This window comes from Streptomyces ficellus (assembly GCF_009739905.1).
GTDB lineage: Bacteria > Actinomycetota > Actinomycetes > Streptomycetales > Streptomycetaceae > Streptomyces > Streptomyces ficellus_A.
On sequence record NZ_CP034279.1, the window covers coordinates 163,177 to 181,684 of the forward strand.

Below are 18,508 nucleotides of genomic sequence, written 5' to 3' on the forward strand. Positions count from 1 at the left end.
GTGGCGAGGATCAGCGGTCGCGGGGGGTTTCGTCGTCGGGCAGCTCGGCCTCGATCCGCTCCTTGCGGACCTGCCCGCGAACGGTCTCCTCGTCGGTGACCTCCTCGGCGCGCAGCCGCACCCGCTCCACCGGAGTGGCCCTGGTCTCCACCACGGCCTCCTCCGCGTGCAGCGTCACCTCGTGCTCGGACTCGGTGATCTCCGGCCCGGACAGCGCCGCGTCGCGGTTGGCGTCCGTGACCGGCTCGCGCTCCAGGACGACCTCCTCGTGCCGCAACGGGACGGTCTGCTCGACCTCCTCGGTCACGACGTACTTGCGCAGCCGGGCCCTGCCGCTCTCGCGCTGCTCCACTCCGACGTGCATCTCCTCCTCGGAGCGGGTCATGGCGTCGTCGGTGCGGCCACCCGCGGCGCGTGCGGTGCCCGCGTCACCCGCGGTCCCGGCAGCACCCACGGTCCCGGCCGCACCCGCGGCCCCGGCTGCACCCGCGGTGCCCGCCGCCGCGGTGCCCGTCCCGCGCGCACGGTCGTCGTCGCCGGACCGGTCGCCGCCCTCCAGCGTGCCGTCCCAACGGATGCCGTAGTACTCGTAGAGCCGCCGCTCCTCCACGGCCGACAGGTGGCCGCCCGCGTCGACGTCGACGTTCGGGGCCTCCTTGACCTTGCCCTTGGGGTACGGCACCTCCAGGTGGTCCTCGACCACGCTCGCGTCGTGGATGGGCACGAACGACTCGCCCGAGCCGAAGAATCCGGTCTTGACGCTGACCCAGTCGGGCCGGCCCGTCACATCGTCGACGAACACGTGCTTGGCCTCGCCGATCTTGTCGCCGGTCGCGTCGTACACCGGATGGTCCAGCACGTCCGGGATCTGTGCCTGCGTGATCATGCATCCTCCCGCGGTTCTCTCGTGTCGGTTCTGTCGTGTCGGTCTCTCATGTCGGTCTCTCGTGTTCGGATCTCTCGGGTCGGGTGACCACCGCTTCCGGGAGGAAAACCTCTCAATCCGCTCGAAAGCGGGCATGTATGGACCGTGGACCTGGAGAGCGTCACCGACGAGTTGTACGGGCTGCGTCCCGACCGCTTCACCGCCGCACGCAACGCCCGCGCGGCCGAGGCCCGCAAGGCCGGCGACCGGGCACTCGCCGACGCCGTCCGGGCGTTGCGCCGGCCCACCCTGGCGGCCTGGGTCAGCAACCTCCTCGTGCGGGAGCGACCGGAGGAGGCCCGGTCGCTGGCCGGGCTCGGGGACGGGCTGCGCCGTGCGCACCAGGACCTGGACGGCGCACGGCTCCGGGAACTCAGCCGGCAGCAGCACGTCCTGGTCACCGCCCTCGCCCGGCAGGCGCGGCAACTGGCGGCGGACGCCGGGCAGCCGGTCGGCGAGGACGTCCAGCACGAGGTCGAGGCCACGCTGCACGCGGTCCTGGCCGACCCCGCCGCCGCGGACGAGTGGGCGTCGGGGCGGCTGGTGAAACCCCTGAGCGCCCCGGTGGGCTTCGGCGCCGCCCTCGCGGACGTCATAGCACCGCCGCCGGAACGGCGCACCGCACGGCGCACCGCACGTCCGGCACAGGAACAGCGGGAGAAGCAGGACGAACGAGAACGGGCGAGGCGGGCACGCGAGCTGCGCGAGGAACTCCGGCTCGCCGAGAAGGAGGCCCACGCCCGCGAGGAGGACCGGGACCGGGCCGCCGCGGACGAGGAACACGCCGAGGCGGAGCTGCGGGAGGCCGCCGAGCGGGTGGAGGCGCTGACCGGGGAGCTCAAGGAGGCCGAGCGGCTGCGGCGGACGGCGGACGAACGGGTACGCACCGCTCGGCAGCGGTCCCACGACGCCGAGCGGGCGGCGCGCGAAGCCGGACGTCGCGCCCGGGAGGCGGCTGCCCGCGCAAAGGGGGCGCCGGGGAAGTGAACGAAGTGAACGGCGGCCTGTCGCCGCCGACCGCGTCCGTGAGGCCGCCCTCAGTCCGCCGTCACGGCCGCTCCTGGGCTTCGTACGCGGGCGTGGGGCGGAAACCCCGTCCCGCGAGGGCCGTCTGGGCGCGGGTGAGCGCCCGGCGCAGGGGGCGGGAGCTGCGCAGGGCCGCGCGGGCCGCGTTGGCACCGGGCGCGCCGTGCACGCCGCCTCCCGGGTGGGCGCCGGCCGAGGCGAGGTAGAGGCCCTCCACCGGGGTCTCGGGGCGGCCCGTGCCGGGCACCGGGCGGAAGAAGAGCTGTTGGTGCATCGCCGTGGTGCCGCCGTTGATGGCGCCGCCGCGCAGGTTGGCGTTCATCGCTTCGAGCGTCGGCGGGGCGAGGATCCGGCGGGCGAGGATACGGGAGCGGAAGCCGGGGGCGAACCGTTCGACCTGGGCCTCGACGCGGTCGGCGAACACCTCCTGCTCGCGCTGGTCCCAGGAGCCGGTGATGCCCGCGTCGCCCGCGTCGCCCCCCACCCGGTGGGGCACGTGCGTGTAGGCCCAGGCCGACTCGGTGCCCGCGGGTGAGCGGGACGCGTCGGCGGCGGTCATCTGCCCGAACAACAGGAACGGCCGGTCGGGCACCTCGCGCATGGACAGCTGCGCCGAGAACCGGGTGAGTTCGTCCAGACCGTCGGCCACGTGTACGGTCCCGGCGGTGGCCGCCGGTTCACCGGCCGCCCAGGGGACGGGGCCCGACAGCGCCCAGTCGAGCTTGAAGGTGGCCCAGTCCCACTGGAAGCGCCGCAGGTCGTCCAGGAGTCGCGGGGGCAGGTGCTGGGGGGCGACGAGCTCCCCGTACAGGGCGGGTACGGACACGTCGGCGAGGACGGCGCGGTTCACCGGGACCGTCTCGCCGCCCGCCGTGCGGACCGCCACCGCCCGTCCGGCGCGGACCGTCACCTCCACGACCCGCTCCCCGCAGCGCACCACGCCGCCGCGGCGCTCGAGGCGGCGCACCAGGGCGTCGACGAGCGCTCCGGCTCCGCCGAGGGGTACGGGAAATCCGTGCGACTGGCCCAGCATGGACATCAGCCAGCCGAAGCCTCCGCTGCCCGCCGCCTCGGGGGCGAGGTCGGCGTGCAGGGCGTTGCCGGCCAGCAGGAGCCTGCCGCCCTCGCCGCGGAACTCCTCCTCCGCCAGGCGCCGTACGGGCAGCACCATCATGCGGGCGAGCCGCAGGCCGCCGGCCGCGCGCAGCCGGGCGGCCAGCCGGGCCGTGGGGCGCACCGGCGGGAAGGGCGTGAACAGGGCGTCGACGATGTCGGGGCCGAGCCGGTCCCAGATGTCGCAGAGGTGGTCCCAGGCGAGTGCGTCCCCGGGCGCGAACGTCTCGAGGCCGGCCGCGGTCGCCGCACGGTCGCGCTCCAGCACCGCGCACCGCCCGTCCGTCAGGGGGTGGGCCAGGACGCGGGGGGCGTGGCTCCAGCACAGGCCCTCCTCGTGGAGCGCGAGCCGGGCCACTATGGGAGAAGCGGCGGCCAGCGGGTAGAACGCGCTGCACACGTCGCTGATGTAGTCCGGGTGGACGCCCCGGTCGCTGCGGACGGCTCCGCCGGGCTCGTCGTGCGCTTCGAGGACCTCGACCGACCAGCCGGCGTCGGCGAGAAGGTTGGCCGCCACCAGTCCGTTGGGGCCCGCGCCGATGACCACGGCGTCCGGCACGGTGTCGGGCGCCGCGCCCGGGACGACGGGGCCGGAGATCACCGGGGCTCCCCCTCGACCGCATCGGCGAGGCGGCGGAGCATGGAGCGGTGGCGCAGCTGGACGAGGGCGTCGACCGCCGTGTTGTGCAGGAACCCGCCGGGCCCGCGCAGCGGGTGTTCGTCGACGACGACGAGCGTCTCGTCGCCCCAGGGGCGTACCTCGATGGCGATCCGCGCGGTGCCGAGGGCGCCGCTCTTGGCCTCCAGCTCCAGGCGCCGGGGCGGCTCGTACAGCCGGACGACGGTCTCGCCGTGGACGGTGCGCGGCCCGAGGTTCACGGAGTACTCGAGGACGGAGCCCGTCTTCGGCCAGTCGCCGGACTTGTGCCGGGACGAGGACGTACCCACGACCCACTCGCCGTACCGGGACGCGTCCGCGAGGACGGCCCACACTGCCTCGGGGGGCCTGCTGATCAACTGGTGCCGTACGGCCATGGACGCCTCCGGTCCGCCTGTCGGGGAACGAACGTCGGGCGGGTACCCGCATGCGGCCGGGGTGAACGCCCCGCCCCAAGCGGTCTCAGTGCGGGGCGGAGGCGTCCTGGGCGGCCAGGGTCTCCCAGAACATCGCTTCGTACGCCTGGAGCAGCCGGCCGTAGCGGAGGGCCCGCGCCATGGTGACGTGTCCGGCGTCGAGGCCCTCCTGCACGGCGGCCACGGCCTGGTCCTTGAGGGCGGGCGCGGGGAGGGCGAAGAAGTCGAAGAAGCCGCACGCCTCGTCGGCGAAGCCGTACCGCGCGCGCAACGCCGCGGCGATGGTCGCGCAGTAGGTGCCCCACGCGGAGAAGTTGGCGTACAGCGCGACGGCGACGTCAGCCGGGTCGCCGTTGAGAGCGAGCCAGGAGACGTACGCCGGGAACGCCTGGCAACCGGGCATGGGTTCGTACGCCTCGGTCGTCACCTCGTCCAGTCCGCAGCCGCGCAGCGTCGCCCCGAGGCGGTCCAGGGCCAGGGCCTCGCCCTCGGCCATGGTGGCGAACAGTTCGGCGCCCTCGGGGCGGTCGGTGGCGCGGACGGCCAGGTGCTGGAAGGAGCGGCGGTCGGCGGCGACGATGTGGCGCTGCTCCAGGGCCAGGGTGCCGAGGACGATGCGGCTCGCCGTGCCGGCGGCGATGGCGGCCACGAGCCGGTTGGTCCCCTGCTGGGGGGCGAGGGCCTGCGCGGTGGCTGCGAGAAGTTCCCGGGCCTGCTGCGTCATCGCGGCGCTCCTTGGGCTCTGCGTCCGGCTCTGCGTCGTGTGGGACCAGCGTCGCACGGGCGGTGCGGCGGGGCCGGGCGGAGGCGGGACGGGGACGAGCGGGGCCGGGACGGGGACGACGGAGCCCCGGCTGGACGGGGGGAAGCCAGCCGGGGCCGCACGCCGTGGTCGCGGAGGGCGGTCGCCTCGGCGTGATGCCGGGGACGCGGGCCCCTGCGCAACCACATACGGATGAACGGTCAACCAAACCGGGGTGTTCCCGGTGCGGCCCGCCTGTGGCTCACCTCACCCGCGACTGCCGTCAGGGCCGGTACACCGTGCCGGGTTCGGCCTTGGCGGGGGCGAGCAGCTGCGGGACGGTGACGAAGGTGTACCCCCGCTTCTTCAGCTCGTCGATGATGCCGGGCACGGCGGGGACGGTTCCGTCGTAGATGTCGTGCAGCAGGATGATGCCGTCGCGCTCGGCGCCGTCGAGCGTCCTCTGCCGGATGAGCGCGGAGTCGGTGGTGGAGTAGTCCTTGGCGGTGACGCTCCAGAGCACCTGGGCGAGTCCCAGCTCGCGGCTGATCTCGGCGACCGTGTCGTCGGTCCGGCCCTGGGGCGGGCGCATCAGGGTGGGCTTGCGGCCGGTGAGCCGGGCTATCTCGTCCTGCGTACGGGACAGCTCCTCGCGTATCTCGCCGGGTTCCAGGCCGGTCAGGACGCGGTGCGTCCAGGTGTGGTTGGCCACCTCGTGGCCCTCGGCGGCGATGCGGCGTACGACGTCGGGGTAGCGGTCGACGTGCTTCCTGCCGAGCAGGAAGAAGGTGGCCGGGACCTTCTCCTCCTTGAGGACGTCGAGCAGCCGGGGCGTGTCCTTGCCCGGGCCGGCGTCGAAGGTCAGCGCTATGCACCTGAGCTTCCGGCAGTCGGCGGGGCCCGCCTCCCCCTTGGCGTCGGATCTGGCATCGGCCGGCGCCACCCGTCCGGCGGAGCACCCGCCGAGGCCGAGGACGAGCGAGGCCAGGAGCAGGGCGGAGACGGAGGCGGAGGCCTTGCGGCGCGTCCGGGACGTGGTGCCGAGGGGCATCGTGCCGAGGGGCATGGGGCATCTCGTTTTCGCGACGGGGGGCGGCCGGTCGGGGCCGGCCGGTCGGACGCCCGAACTCTACACTCGGTGTATACACACGATGCATAGCGGGTCGGAGGGGTGCCGCCCCCATGCACGGACAGGCAAGGTTTCCGCTGCGATCATCGGGGAATTCGCGAGCTTATGGTGCAAATCGGATACACGATGATGACCGAGCAGGCGGGGCCGCGGGCCCTGGTGGACCACGTCGTCCAGGCCGAGGAAGCCGGTTTCGACTTCTCGGTGACGTCCGACCACTACTTCCCCTGGCTGCGCTCACAGGGCCATTCGCCCCACGCCTGGACTGTCCTCGGAGCGGCCGCCCAGGCGACCTCGCGCATCCCCCTGATGACGTACGTGACCTGCCCGACCTTCCGGTACCACCCGGCCGTCGTCGCCCAGAAGGCCGCCACACTGCAACTGCTGTCCGAGGGGAGGTTCCGGCTCGGGCTGGGGTCGGGCGAGAACCTCAACGAGCATGTGGTCGGCGGCGGCTGGCCCTCGGTCGACGTACGGCACGAGATGCTGGAGGAGGCCCTCCACATCATCCGGGCCCTCTTCGAGGACGGCCACGTCAACCACCGCGGCACCCACTTCGACGTGGAGTCCGCCCGCCTGTGGGACCTGCCCGACGAGCCGCCGCCCATCGGCATCGCCGTCTCGGGCGAACAGTCCTGCGAGCTGGCCGGGCGCTTCGCCGACCTCGTCATCGCCACGGAACCGAAGGCCGACCTGCTCGACGCCTTCGACCGGCACGGCGGCAAGGGCAAGCCGCGTGTGGGCCAGCTGCCGGTGTGCTACGACCCGGACAAGGAGGCGGCCGTACGCCGCGCGCACGACCAGTTCCGGTGGTTCGGCAACGGCTGGAAGGTCAACGCGGAGCTGCCCCACCCCGACTCCTTCGCCGCCGCCACCCAGTTCGTGAGGCCGGAGGACGTCGCGGACGCCATCGCGTGCGGTGACGACCCCGACGACTTCGTGGCCGCGGTCAAGCCGTACGCCGACGCCGGGTTCACCGAGATCGCCCTCGTACAGATCGGTGGCGACTCGCAGCCCGCCTTCCTGGACTGGTCGGCCAAGACGCTGCTGCCCGCGCTGCGCGAGGCCCTGGGCTGAGACGCCCCATGGGTACGTCACACGGACCGGGCAGGCCGGGGCGCGGCGGTGGCCCCGGCGGTACGGCGCTCGTCGTCATCGACATGATCAACACGTACGAGCACAAGGACGCCGAGGCGCTCCTGCCCTCCGCGCGGCAGGCGCTGCCGGTCCTGGTGGATCTGCTCCACCGGGCCAGGGAGCAGGACGTACCCGTCATCTACGTCAACGACAACTTCGGCGAGTGGCGGTCCCACCACGGCGAGATCCTGCAGACGGCGCTGGGCGGCCCCCACGCCGACCTGGTGGAACCGCTCCGCCCGGACGACGCGTCCCTGTTCGTGGTGAAGGCGCGGCACTCGATCTTCTACGAGACGCCGCTGGCCTATCTGCTGGCGCAGCTCGGCGTCGGGCACCTCGTGCTGTGCGGCCAGGTGACGGAGCAGTGCGTGCTGTACTCGGCGCTCGACGCCCACATCCGGCACATCGACGTGACGGTGCCGACGGACGCGGTGGCCCACATCCACGAGCCGCTGGCGCGGGCCGCCCTGGAGATGATGCGGCGGAACATGGGCGCCCGGACGGTGGAGGCCGGGGAGATCGACTTCGGCTCCCACGGCCACGGCTGACGACGGCCGGGAGGCCGCCCCGCCGCGCGGCGGGGCGGCCTCCCGGCCGGTGCTCCCGTGCCGTTGCTCGTGTGCCGGCGCTCCGGTCAGTGCGTGACGTACCGGGAGGTGAGGTGCAGACGCGCCTCCTTCTCGTGCTCACCGGACACCGAGCCGGCGGACCGCACCTCGAACAGCCCGCCGAGGGCCCTCTCCACCGTCGCGACGGCCTGGTGGTCGCCCGTCAGCAGCGTGGTCACCGAGGTGCTGAGGTTCGGCGGCCCGGGCTCACCGCTCCTGCGGGCCGAACTGTCGAACGTCGCCATCCACACGGTGGGCTCGTGGTCGTGGGCCTGTTCCGGCCCGGGCGCGGGGACGTCGCAGCGCGCGAAGACGCGGTCGAGCGTCTCGAAGACGGCCCGGGCGTCCTCCCGGCCGCAGTCGCTGAGCTGCACGGTGACGTCGCAGTCCGCGGGGTGGTTCCTGGTTCCGTTGCTCTCCACGTCGCTCCACTCCTTGGGTCCGGTCGACTGCCGGTACAGGCACGGATACCTCACCTCCGGCCCCTCAATCAGTTCTTCGGCGGCGCGTTTGCGGAGGTGGGTGCCTGGTACGAGGGTGAGGAGAAGCACGGGGGCCCGCAAGGCGGACATTCAGGAGGAGCGCATGCCGGCAGGATCCAGCCCGAAGCGTGAACGGCAGTACGAGCACATCAAGGACAGTTCGAAGAAGCGCGGCGCGAGCGAGAAGCGGGCGGAGGAGATCGCCGCCCGGACGGTCAACAAGGAGCGGGCACGCTCGGGCGAGTCGAAGACCGCCAGCAGGACTTCCACGCAGGACATGTCGTCCTCGAAGCGCGGCGGGCAGCGGTCCGGCACCAACCGTTCCAAGGGCCCCACGTACGACCAGCTCTACGAAGAGGCCAAGCGCAAGGGCGTCCAGGGCCGGTCGTCGATGAACAAGGCGGAACTCCAGCGCGAGCTCAAGAAGTGACCGTAGTGACCGTCCCGGCGCACCGTCAGCCGACCCCGCCCGCTCAGCCCAGCGGGCTGCCGTCCAGGTGCGCCAGCAGGTCGGCGGGGTCGTCGTAGGACACGGCGGCCCCCGCCTCCGTCAGGGCCGCGCGCGGAATGCCCCCGCACAGCAGGCCCACACAGGTGACGCCCGCCCGGGTGCCCGCCTTCATGTCCCAGACCGTGTCCCCGACGAACACGGAACCGTCCGCCGTCGCCCCGGCCAGCTCCAGCGCCTGCCGGACCGGTTCGGGCGCGGGCTTGCCCTCCTCGACGTCGTCCGCGCTTGCGGTGGCCGTGATGGCGTCGTCCGCGTCGATGGCGCGGCGCAGCGCGGACAGCTCGGCGCCGCCGGCGGAGGTCGCCAGGACGACCGTCCAGCCGTTGCCCGCGAGGGTCTTCAGCAGGCGGCCGGCGTCCCGGAAGGCGGGCAGCCGGTCGAAGTAGGTCCCGTAGAGGGTCTTGTGGGCGGCGCTGATCGCGTCGTCCTGTTCCGTGTCGCGGTCCTCGCCGAGCAGGTGCGCGATCAGGTCGTGCGAGCTCAGACCGACGGCCCGGTGAATGGCGTGCATGGGCACGTCGTGCCCAGCCTGCCGGAACGCCTCCCACCAGGTGGTCACATGGAGGTGGTTGGTGTCGGCCAGGGTGCCGTCGACGTCGAAGACCGCCGCGCGTGTCATGCCCTCTCCTGTCTGTCGGTCTCACCATGTGCGGTTGGGGCTCAGCCTCTGCGACGAGGCCCCAGCTTCTGCCCTTGAGGCCCAGCTTCCGCGACTGAGACTGGCTCCGCTTCTGCCTCTGAGGCTCCGCTTCTGCGATTGAGTCTCACCCTGAACTTCAGGTTTACCCCTCGATTCCCGTGGAGGAGTGCGCGGCGCCCACGGGCTTCGACTCCGGTGAGCCGCGCTGGCGCAGGAAGACGGCGAAGATGGCCATGGAACCGACGGCGAGCAGCTCGGACTGCCAGTTCTGCAGCGTGCGGCTCCAGAAGTCGGCGGTCAGGAGGTAGTCCGACCAGGGGACGGGGTCCTGGAGCTCACGCAGCCGTTCCTCCCCGTAGACCGCCGCGCCCGCGACCGACTGGGCGTACCAGGAGCCGGCGAAGAGGAGGAACATCACGACGCCCAGGGACCTGGAGTACAGGGCCTGCCGGACGCCGCCGACGGAGGCCCAGCGGGGTGACTCCAGTTCGGCGTGCTCCCCCACGCGCTGGTCCTCGTCCGATTCGGTCCCCGCCTTGTGGAGCTCCTTCGACTCGGGCGAGCCGCGCTGGACCAGCCAGACCGTGGCGAAGAGGAACAGGAAGAACTGGAGGTACTCCGACTGCCAGTTCTCCGTGACGTCGACGGCGAAGTGGGACGTCGTCAGGTAGTCGCCGAAGCTCAGGGCCCGGGCACCGACGGAGCGCAGGTCGTTGTTGTAGGCGGCCTGCCCGGCCAGCGCCTGGCCGAAGAGGGCGGCGAGGAAGGCGGCCCCGAAGACGAGGGAGATGCCGTTGTCCCGGAGGAAGCCGGTCACACGCCTCACCGGTGCATCATCCCCACCACGGTGAAGTAGACGAGGCCGCAGAGCACGGTGAGGAGGTAGAGCGTGAACATCGTGCGCATGGGCGGGTTCATCCCCCCTTCACGAGACAGCGGTAGGGCTGCCGGGGGCGTGGGGTGCAGCCGGCGGCGTTGACCTTCCAGCCGTCCGGGAAGGAGGTCAGGAAGTACGTGTCCTGGTCGAGCTCCACCCGCGCCTGGCGGCCGTAGACGTCCGTCGTCCGAACGGAGCCCGGGTTCGGCAGGTCGGCGTCGGCGAGGCCGGTGGCGCAGGTGGGGCCGGGGTCCTGGGCGAGTTCCTCGCGGGTGCCGGGGGCGAGGTACCGGCAGGCGCCGGCGGTGTCCGCGGCGACCGTCTCCGCCGCGAAGGCAGTCGCCGCGGCGGAGACGGCCCGGATCTCCTCCGGCGGTACCGAGCAGCCGGTGAGCGACAGCGCGACCGGCGCCAGGAGCGCGACGAGAGGGGCGGCTCGCACGGGACGCGGCTCCTTCCGGCTGGGAAGCACGGGCATGGGCACAGGCATGGACATGGGCACGGTCCGGGACTCCGGGCCTCTGGGTCGCTGGGGCGCCGGGACTCCGGGACTCCGGGACCTTCGTCCGAGCATGCGCGGTGCGTACGCTTCCGGTCACCCTCCGCGCGTCCGACACCCGGGGAGTTCCTTCTGCTGCCGTACGGGCGGCGTCCCGGCGCTTGATCCCGCGGTCCCGGGTTAGAAGACAAGTGGGGTACGGGACTGCGGGAGGATCACCATGCCTGAGCACCAGGAACAGGGAACGTCCAGAGTCGGTGGCAGCGGGGTGGCGGGAGGAGCGAGCGGGCGCGACCGGATTCCTGAGCAGGAGTGGGGCCGACGGGACGAGGACGCCGAGCGGGATCAGGGCGCCGCGGACCCGAAGAGACGGGGCACGGCGGACCCGCGGCCTCCGGGGCAGGCGGACGAACGGGAGCGGGAGGAGGCCGGCGACCGGAAGCGGGGGCGCGACGAGACGCCCGACGAGCGCGCCGACCGACGCTGGGCGGAGCTGATCCAGGAGATACGCGTCGCCCAGACGGGCGTGCAGATCCTGTTCGGCTTCCTGCTGACGGTGGTCTTCACTCCGGTGTTCGCCGATCTGTCGAGCACCGACAAGACCATCTACATCGTCACCGTGGCTCTGGGGGCGTCGGCGACCGGGGCGCTGATAGGCCCGGTGGCGTTCCACCGCATCGTGTCGGGCCGGCGCATCAAACCGCAGGCCGTCGTCTGGGCGTCGCGGCTGACGTTCACGGGTCTCGTGCTTCTGCTGGCGACGCTGATCTCGGCGCTCTTCCTGGTGCTGCGGGTGGCGACGCACAACGGGTTCGTGCCGTGGCTGGTCGCCGGGATCGTGGCCTGGTACGTGGTGTGCTGGTTCCTCCTGCCGCTGTGGGCCAGGATCCGCTACACCACGCTGGACGACGACTGAGCGTCACCACCGCCTCTCACCAGGACGTGCTCGATGGTGTCGGCCTCCGTGGCCGGCTTGTCCGGGCGGTGGCGGATGACCCTGGCGAACCGGAGGGCAACTCCGGCCGGGTAGCGCGTCGAGCGCTGCAGACCGTCGTACGCGATCTCGACGACGAGTTCGGGGCGTACCCGGACGGTGAAGCCGTCGTCCTCCACCGCCAGCTCCTGGAGCAGCTCGGTCTGCCGGCGGAGCATGACGTCGGTCAGGCCCTTGAACGTCTTGCCGAGCATCACGAACGTACCGTCCGACGCGCGGGCCCCCAGGTGCAGGTTGGACAGCAGACCGGTGCGGCGGCCGTGGCCCCACTCGGCGGCGAGGATGACGAGGTCGAGGGTGTGCACGGGCTTGACCTTCAGCCACGAGCGGCCCCGGCGGCCGGCGCTGTAGGGCGCGTCGAGGGCCTTCACCATGACGCCTTCGTGGCCGCGCCCGATGGTGTCGGCGAAGAAGGCCTCGGCCGCGCTCACCTGGGCCGGGTCGTCCGGGTCCTCGACGATCGTGCGCCGCACCCGCATGGGCGCGGGCACGAGCCGCGCGAGCGCCTGGTGCCGCTCATGGCCGGGCAGGTCGACGAGTACGGCTCCGTCCGCGGCCAGCACGTCGAAGAAGACCGGTGACACGGGCAGGGCGGCAGCGGCGGTGGCCACGTCGACGCGGGAACCGACCCTGGACGCGATGTCCTGGAACGCCACGGGCCGGCCGGCCGCGTCGAGCGCGATGACCTCGCCGTCCAGGACGAACTGGTCCCCCGGAAGCTCCCGGGCGGCCTCCGCGATCTCGGGGAGCCGGTCGGTGATGTCGTCGAGCGACCGGGTGTAGAGACGGACGTCGTCGCCGGAGCGGTGCACCTGGACGCGGATCCCGTCGAGCTTCTCCTCGACCACACAGCGGCCCAGCGCGGCGACGGCCTCGGGCACGCTCTTGGCGGAATGGGCCAGCATCGGATGGACGGGGCTGCCGACCCGCAACTGGAACCGTTCCAGCGCGGCCGGCCCCTCGGCCAGCAGAGCCTGGGCCACCCGGGGCAACGACCCCTCCATCATCACGGCTCGTCGTACGTCCGCGGCGGGCGCCGCCGCCGCCTTGGCCACGCCCTCCAGGGCGATCGCGTCCAGGGCTCCCTGCCGGACCTCCCCGGTCAGCAGCCGCAGCAGGAACTGCTGCTCGGCCCTGGTCGCGGCGCCCATCAGCTCCCGCACCAGCCGCTGCCGTTCCGCCTGGGACCCCGGGCCGGCGACCCGGGCCAGCGCGGTCAGGGCGGCGTCCGTGTCGGCGACGGTCAGGGTGGCGTCCGCCGCGGGCGGGACGGGCGCCTTGAGGGTGCTCCAGCCGATGCCGATCCGCCCCTGCGGAAGCCGTCCCGCGAGGTACGCGATGACCAGGGACGCCTCCTGGGGTGAGGTCGCGGCGAACAGCTCCGCCAATGCGGCGATCTTGCGGGAGCGTGCGGAGGTGGCGGCGACCTGGTGGGAGACCTCCGCGAGTCGGGCCAGCAGCATGCGGCCATGGTGCACGCCCCGCGCGTCCACCGCACGCGGGCGCACCCTCCGGCCCTCCCCCGCCTCGGCACCTCCCCATCGGCGGGACGCCCGGCCCACGGGTATGCCGGGCGGAGCGCCGGCTGGGGTGCGGAACCGCACCGCGCTGGTTCCGCTTTCTCTCCGTTTCCTTCCCACGCCTTCCTGCGTTTCCTCCTGCGCCGTCATCAGGCCTCCCCTCCTTCTCCCAACTCGCCTACGCTTCGCTCGACTTGCGATGCGTCAACAAGAAGCAGGGGCTGGAGATGAAGGTGTCGCGTACCGTGATGGCCGCCGCGTCCGCCGTGTTGGCGGGCGCGCTCTCGCTCGGGGTCGCCCCGGGAGAGGCGCGCTCCGCCGAATCCCGGTCGGGCGACCCGGGAGGGCTGGCCTACTCGGACTCCACCGGGGTCGGCGTCCACAACGCGTACGAGAAGGGGACCTACCCCTACTTCGCCGACGCGCTGGACTCGGGTGCGGGGATGCTGGAGATAGACGTGTGGACGAACGTGTTCGGCAGATCGTGGCGCGTTTCGCACAGCAACCCCCTCGGCAACGACAACAATTGCGTGAACGCCGCCCACGCGGGCGAGTTGCGCGGCAAGTCCAGGAACCAGGATCTCGGCGGGTGTCTGTCGGACGTACGGGCGTGGCACGACGCCCATCCGGGCCACCGGCCCATCCTGCTGAAGCTGGAGTTGAAGGACGGTTTCCAGGCCAAGAACGGGCGCGGCCCGGCGGCGTTGGACGCGCTGCTGACGGCGCGGCTGGGCGACGCCCTGTTCCGGCCGGCCGACCTGACCGCAGGGCACCAGGACCTCGACACCGCCGTGCGGGCGAACGGCTGGCCCGCGCGCTCGGCGATGGCGGGGAAGATCGTGATCGAGCTCATCCCCGGAACCGTCGAGCAGGACAACCCGTTCGACACCCTTTGGACGGACCGCGAGTACGCCACGCACCTGCGGAACCTGGCGGCGGCCGGCCGGCTGCGTGAGGCGGCGGCGTTCCCCGCGGTTCTTGGTGCCGCCGCGGGCGACCCCCGCAGCCGGTACGCGGACGCCGGGATCCGCCCCTGGTTCGTCGTCTTCGACGGAGACGCGTCCGCCTATGCGAGTGGCTCCATCGACACCACCTGGTACGACACCCGCAACTACCTGGTGGTGATGACGGGCGCGGCCGGTGTGGCACCCGCGATCGACGGGACCCACCCCACCGAGGCGCAGGCACGGGAACGCGTCGCCTTGCTCGCCGGGCGGCACGCCAGCATCGTCTCGGCGGACTGGTACCCCCTGCCCGCCGTGCTGGCGACCGTGCTGCCCCGTGGCGGCGCCCAGTAGGCGTCTGGCATCCACAACCGGACGCGAACCCTAGCGGGCGGTCACGCGGCCGTGACGCGGCACCGCGGTCCTAGCCGGCGCGCACCGCCCTTCGCCTGCCCAGCCGGAGCCGGGTGAGCAGGCGGGGCGTCCGGCCGGGGCCGCGTCGCGGGCCGCGGGACGGCTGGTCGCCGGGGGCACCGGTATCACTGGTGTGGCGGGTGCGGTCAGTACCGGTGTGGGTGGTGTGAGCGGTGTGGTGCGTGTCGTCGGGCCGGGGGGCGGGCCGGAGTTCCCTGGCCTCGTCGATGGCGAGGGCCAGGCTCATCCGGTACCAGAGGATCTCGTCCGGGTCGTCCGCCGACAGGAGGCGGTCGACGATGTCCCGGGCCGCGAGCGACTCGGGCCGTGCGGGCACGGGTCGAGGGCGGAGCCGGGCCAGATGCGCCCGCTCGTAGGGGTCGCCGACCACCTCCGCCACCTGGTCGGCGGGCAGCAGGGTCGCGATGGCCGCCGCGGCCGCCCAGGCGTCCTCGGCCTGGCGCAGCAGCACGCCGAGACGCCGTGCGCGCCAGTTGCGCGAGCGGACGTCCTGCCCCGTGCCCAGCTTGGTGCGCACCGCGACGGGCAGCCTGCCGGTGAGCAACTGGGGGTGCCGCTCGGCGACTTCGAGGACCTCGCCCGCGACGTAGAGCCACACGACCGCCCGGTAGCGGTTGAGATAGAACGCCACGGGACTGAAGTGCCCGGTGCGGGCGAGCTTGGTGAAGCGGTCGCCGGTGATCGAGAGCAGTTCGGCGGCGCCCGCGGTGCCGACGGTGCGGACACGCTCGCGCAGACCGGCCGGGAAGTCCGGTGAGGCCCGCAGCCGCTCGATCTCCTCCATGGCCACCCGGCGCCGTCCCCCGTCGGCACCCGGCACGGTGCGGACGTGTCCCAGTTGGACGGCGAGGTCCAGCTCGTTCCTCTTCAACTCCAGCAGTTGGGCCGCGCGCCCGTGGGCGACACTGGGTGCGGTCGCTGCTTCCGTGACCTTCATGACGACTTCCCCCGTACGAATCGATTACGTTGCGTCACGAAGGTAGCGCGATCGGGCCGTCTCGCGTCCGCCCTGTGGATAACTTCCGGCAACGTCCGCCCGGGCGGGGCGTCGCCGCGGGCCGGTTACCGTCAGCGGCCGGTCGGCGCGCCGCCGCCGGGCTGCCGGGCGGCCACGGCGAGGTGCTCGCCCACCCGGTTGACGAGGAGGGTCATCTCGTACGCGACCTGGCCGACATCGGCCTCGGCGGCGGTGAGGACGCACAGGCAGCTGCCCTCGCCCGCCGCCGTGACGAAGAGCATCGCGTCGTCGAACTCCACCATCGTCTGCCGCGCTCTGCCCACCCCGAAGTGCCGGCCGGAGCCGCGAGCGAGGCTGTGCAGCCCCGAGGACACCGCGGCGAGGTGCTCGGCGTCCTCCCTGACCAGCCCGGTACTCGCGGCGGTGACGAGGCCGTCGTTGGACAGGACCAGCGCGTGCTGTATGTGATCAACGCGTTTCGTCAGGTCGTCCAGGAGCCAGTCGAGTCCTTTGTCCAGAGCCATGTCCGGTCCTCCCCGTTCCGCGCGTTCCCCGCTTCCCCACTGCCCCGTAAGCCTTGCGCACTGACGTGGGCAGGGCAAGAACCCCTCGTGGGGCGCACGGGGTCAGGGGGTCGCGTCGGCGGGCATCCCCCGGTCCCGGACTCCGGGGGCACACCCGCCTAGGGCGTGTTTCGAAAGTAGCGTCGTCCGCCCGGAGGGCGGGGCCGGGGGCGTCTGGTGCGTGCGATCGCAAGGCGGAGGTCGGAGAGCGCAGCGGGCTGCGCCGACGGCCGACAACGCCGCGAGCGGGCGTGCCAGGCGTTCCCGGCCAGACGGGACTTTCGAAACACGCCCTAGGAGACCGAGTCGAGGAGCCGGGCGGTGTGCACGCGCCCCGCGTACTCGACGAGCCGGATCAGGACCTCCTTGCCGGAGTCCCGGTCCCGGGCGTCGCACAGGACGACCGGCGTGCCCCGGTCGAGGTCGAGGGCGCGCGACACGTCGTGCGCCCCGTAGGCGCGCGCTCCGGGGAAGCAGTTGACGGCGACGACGAACGGGATGTGACGGTGCTCGAAGTAGTCGACGGCGGGGAAGCACGCCTCCAGGCGCCGTGTGTCGGCGAGGACGACGGCGCCCAGTGCCCCCTGGGACAGCTCGTCCCACAGGAACCAGAAGCGGTCCTGTCCCGGTGTGCCGAAGAGGTAGAGCGACAGTCCGGAGCGGATGGTGATCCGGCCGAAGTCCATGGCGACGGTGGTCGTGGTCTTCCGGTCCACTCCCCCGGTGTCGTCGACCAGCTGTCCTGCCTGGCTCAGTTGTTCCTCGGTGCGCAGGGGCCGGATTTCGCTGACCGCGCCCACCAGGGTCGTCTTTCCGACCCCGAAGCCACCGGCGACCAGGATCTTCAGGGCGAGGGCGGTGGTGTCGGACCGCTCGGCAGCCATCGATCACTCCTCTCAGGAGTGGGCTCGGGGTCGGTGAGAAGCCGGCACCGGTACAACGACCAGTACAGACGTTCTGGGTGAGGCCAGCAGTATGGCAACCGGCGCGACCGGCCCGGGTGAAGCGACCGCTTTTTGAGCGATGTGACTGTTCCGGTCGCCCGGGTGTCCACATGGGTGCGCGATTCGACATGGCTGGCTCCGTCGGGCATTCGCATCACGGGCAGGGGTACCCGGTGTGTCGCCGAGCGCCGGAGGTGGGAACCATGGCAGTCGCCCCGGAGACGGTCTCCATCGCCGCCGGTGGGGTCACACTGACCGGAGACCTGTCCCTTCCCCGCGACGCCCTGGGTGTGGTGGCCTTCGCCCACGGCAGCGGCAGCTCCCGCCACAGTCCCCGCAACCGGGCGGTGGCGCGGGTCCTGCGGGAAGGGGGGCTCGGCACGCTGCTCATGGACCTCCTGACCGCGGACGAGGAGCGCGTGGACACCGTCACCGCGGAGCTCCGTTTCGACATCCCGTTGCTGGGGCGGCGCATGACCGCGGCGGTGGACTGGTTGCGGGACCGGCCGGACACGGGCGGCCACCCGGTGGGGCTCTTCGGTGCCAGCACCGGTGCCGCGGCGGCGCTGGTGGCCGCCGCCGAGAGGCCTGAGCAGGTGCGTGCGGTGGTTTCGCGGGGCGGGCGGCCGGATCTCGCGGGCGCCGCCGCACTCGCCGGCGTACGCGCGCCGGTCCTGCTGGTGGTCGGCGGTCATGACCACGAGGTGCTGCGGCTGAACGAGGAGGCGGCACGGCATCTGACCGCCCCGTGCGCCCTGCGGGTGGTTCCGGGAGCAACACACCTCTTCGAGGAACCGGGCACGCTGGAGCAGGCGGCCGAGGCCGCCCGCGACTGGTTCCTCCGTATGCGTTCCTCTGCATGAGTTCCTGTGCATGAGCCCCGGGACGAGTTCCTCCGTATGAGGCCCGGGTCTTGAGCGTGCGGGGCGGGGGCGTGTGCCGTCGGAGTGCCGGCCCTGCCCCTACAGGGCTCTCAGGCCGTCGATCACCTCCCTCAGGATGCGTTCATCGGGCAGTTGCGCGGGCGGTACGGGACGGCTGACCCGGACGAACCCCGCTTCCAGGAGGTCGCCGAGCAGTACGCGGACGACTCCGACGGGCAGGTCGGCGTCGGCGGCGAGTTCGGCCACGGACTGGGTCTCGGAACGGCACAGGGAGAGCAGCGAGCGGTGCTCGGGGCCCAGGAGGGACTCGTCGGCGGCGCCCGGCGGACTGTCGTCGACGACGACCAGAGCGATGAGGTCGAACCGTACGTTGCTCGTACCGGGCTTGGTGCGGCCTCCGGTCATCGCGTAGGGACGGACGAGGGGCCCGGCGTCGGCGTCGTACCAGTGCGTGCCGGTGTACGGGCCGGTGCCACTGTCCTCGGTCATGGTGCGGCTCCGGG

20 protein-coding genes and 1 pseudogene are annotated in these 18,508 nt (G+C 72.7%); 7 read left to right on the plus strand and 14 right to left on the minus strand.

The window, feature by feature from the left end; genetic code table 11:
- Positions 1-10: 10 nt before the first annotated feature.
- A complete protein-coding gene (locus EIZ62_RS00800; RefSeq protein WP_156690782.1) occupies positions 11-886 on the minus strand; it encodes a DUF2382 domain-containing protein in 876 nt (291 codons plus the stop codon).
- Positions 887-1,030: 144 nt separating this feature from the next.
- Here EIZ62_RS00800 and EIZ62_RS00805 point away from each other — a divergent pair, with 144 nt between their 5' ends.
- A complete protein-coding gene (locus EIZ62_RS00805; RefSeq protein ID WP_156690783.1) occupies positions 1,031-1,912 on the plus strand; it encodes a hypothetical protein in 882 nt (293 codons plus the stop codon).
- 61 nt (positions 1,913-1,973) lie between these two features.
- Here the strand turns inward: EIZ62_RS00805 and EIZ62_RS00810 are convergent, their stop codons facing one another.
- From EIZ62_RS00810 to EIZ62_RS00825, 4 genes are all read right to left on the minus strand, one after another.
- Positions 1,974-3,623 (minus strand): phytoene desaturase family protein, encoded by a 1,650-nt coding sequence (locus tag EIZ62_RS00810; RefSeq protein ID WP_156696126.1) that lies wholly within the window; start codon positions 3,621-3,623, stop codon positions 1,974-1,976.
- Between the two features lie 38 nt (positions 3,624-3,661).
- Complete coding sequence (locus EIZ62_RS00815) at positions 3,662-4,099, minus strand: SRPBCC family protein (protein ID WP_156690784.1); 438 nt, start codon at positions 4,097-4,099, stop codon at positions 3,662-3,664.
- A gap of 85 nt (positions 4,100-4,184) precedes the next feature.
- Positions 4,185-4,862 (minus strand): thiaminase II/PqqC family protein, encoded by a 678-nt coding sequence (locus EIZ62_RS00820; protein ID WP_156690785.1) that lies wholly within the window; start codon positions 4,860-4,862, stop codon positions 4,185-4,187.
- Between the two features lie 301 nt (positions 4,863-5,163).
- On the minus strand, positions 5,164-5,946 hold the full coding sequence (locus tag EIZ62_RS00825; RefSeq protein ID WP_425281782.1) for a polysaccharide deacetylase family protein: 783 nt from the start codon (positions 5,944-5,946) through the stop codon (positions 5,164-5,166).
- A gap of 168 nt (positions 5,947-6,114) precedes the next feature.
- On the opposite strand from EIZ62_RS00825, the gene EIZ62_RS00830 reads away from it, so the two are divergent.
- Together EIZ62_RS00830 and EIZ62_RS00835 are read left to right on the plus strand one after the other, a co-directional pair.
- Complete coding sequence (locus EIZ62_RS00830) at positions 6,115-7,086, plus strand: LLM class F420-dependent oxidoreductase (RefSeq protein ID WP_156690786.1); 972 nt, start codon at positions 6,115-6,117, stop codon at positions 7,084-7,086.
- Between the two features lie 8 nt (positions 7,087-7,094).
- Entirely contained in the window at positions 7,095-7,694 is a 600-nt protein-coding gene (locus EIZ62_RS00835; protein ID WP_156690787.1) for a cysteine hydrolase family protein, read from the plus strand.
- A gap of 86 nt (positions 7,695-7,780) precedes the next feature.
- Here the strand turns inward: EIZ62_RS00835 and EIZ62_RS00840 are convergent, their stop codons facing one another.
- On the minus strand, positions 7,781-8,176 hold the full coding sequence (locus EIZ62_RS00840) for a hypothetical protein (protein ID WP_156690788.1): 396 nt from the start codon (positions 8,174-8,176) through the stop codon (positions 7,781-7,783).
- Between the two features lie 163 nt (positions 8,177-8,339).
- Between EIZ62_RS00840 and EIZ62_RS00845 the strand changes: the two genes are divergently transcribed.
- The gene (locus EIZ62_RS00845; protein WP_156690789.1) at positions 8,340-8,666 is read left to right on the plus strand and encodes a plasmid stabilization protein; all 327 of its coding nucleotides are present in this window, start codon (positions 8,340-8,342) and stop codon (positions 8,664-8,666) included.
- A gap of 43 nt (positions 8,667-8,709) precedes the next feature.
- Here EIZ62_RS00845 and EIZ62_RS00850 read toward each other — a convergent pair whose 3' ends face one another.
- The 3 genes from EIZ62_RS00850 to EIZ62_RS00860 all read right to left on the minus strand — a co-directional run bounded on the left by EIZ62_RS00850 (position 8,710) and on the right by EIZ62_RS00860 (position 10,706).
- A complete protein-coding gene (locus EIZ62_RS00850) occupies positions 8,710-9,366 on the minus strand; it encodes an HAD family hydrolase (RefSeq protein WP_156690790.1) in 657 nt (218 codons plus the stop codon).
- A gap of 163 nt (positions 9,367-9,529) precedes the next feature.
- Complete coding sequence (locus tag EIZ62_RS00855) at positions 9,530-10,213, minus strand: DUF6766 family protein (protein WP_156690791.1); 684 nt, start codon at positions 10,211-10,213, stop codon at positions 9,530-9,532.
- Positions 10,214-10,301: 88 nt separating this feature from the next.
- Positions 10,302-10,706 (minus strand): hypothetical protein, encoded by a 405-nt coding sequence (locus EIZ62_RS00860; RefSeq protein WP_156690792.1) that lies wholly within the window; start codon positions 10,704-10,706, stop codon positions 10,302-10,304.
- A gap of 493 nt (positions 10,707-11,199) precedes the next feature.
- On the opposite strand from EIZ62_RS00860, the pseudogene EIZ62_RS00865 reads away from it, so the two are divergent.
- Positions 11,200-11,679, plus strand: a pseudogene (locus EIZ62_RS00865) (DUF6328 family protein); the annotation flags it as partial.
- Here EIZ62_RS00865 and EIZ62_RS00870 read toward each other — a convergent pair.
- Entirely contained in the window at positions 11,655-13,220 is a 1,566-nt protein-coding gene (locus EIZ62_RS00870) for an ATP-dependent DNA ligase (RefSeq protein WP_156690793.1), read from the minus strand. The pseudogene EIZ62_RS00865 and the gene EIZ62_RS00870 sit on opposite strands and share 25 nt — an antisense overlap.
- A 284-nt stretch (positions 13,221-13,504) precedes the next feature.
- Between EIZ62_RS00870 and EIZ62_RS00875 the strand changes: the two genes are divergently transcribed.
- A complete protein-coding gene (locus EIZ62_RS00875) occupies positions 13,505-14,575 on the plus strand; it encodes a phosphatidylinositol-specific phospholipase C domain-containing protein (protein ID WP_156696128.1) in 1,071 nt (356 codons plus the stop codon).
- Between the two features lie 70 nt (positions 14,576-14,645).
- Here EIZ62_RS00875 and EIZ62_RS00880 read toward each other — a convergent pair whose 3' ends face one another.
- The 3 genes from EIZ62_RS00880 to EIZ62_RS00890 form a co-directional block, all read right to left on the minus strand.
- Positions 14,646-15,593 carry a DUF6397 family protein gene (locus EIZ62_RS00880; RefSeq protein WP_244375327.1) on the minus strand — a complete coding sequence of 316 codons (948 nt, stop codon included), beginning with the start codon at positions 15,591-15,593 and terminating at the stop codon, positions 14,646-14,648.
- A 131-nt stretch (positions 15,594-15,724) separates the two neighbouring features.
- Complete coding sequence (locus EIZ62_RS00885) at positions 15,725-16,138, minus strand: roadblock/LC7 domain-containing protein (protein WP_156690794.1); 414 nt, start codon at positions 16,136-16,138, stop codon at positions 15,725-15,727.
- Between the two features lie 332 nt (positions 16,139-16,470).
- Positions 16,471-17,061, minus strand: a complete 591-nt coding sequence (locus EIZ62_RS00890) for a GTP-binding protein (RefSeq protein WP_156690795.1) — start codon at positions 17,059-17,061, stop codon at positions 16,471-16,473.
- Positions 17,062-17,324: 263 nt separating this feature from the next.
- Here EIZ62_RS00890 and EIZ62_RS00895 point away from each other — a divergent pair, with 263 nt between their 5' ends.
- Complete coding sequence (locus EIZ62_RS00895) at positions 17,325-17,984, plus strand: dienelactone hydrolase family protein (RefSeq protein WP_156690796.1); 660 nt, start codon at positions 17,325-17,327, stop codon at positions 17,982-17,984.
- Positions 17,985-18,083: 99 nt separating this feature from the next.
- Here the strand turns inward: EIZ62_RS00895 and EIZ62_RS00900 are convergent, their stop codons facing one another.
- Entirely contained in the window at positions 18,084-18,494 is a 411-nt protein-coding gene (locus tag EIZ62_RS00900; protein WP_156690797.1) for a DUF742 domain-containing protein, read from the minus strand.
- Between the last annotated feature and the right edge of the window lie 14 nt (positions 18,495-18,508).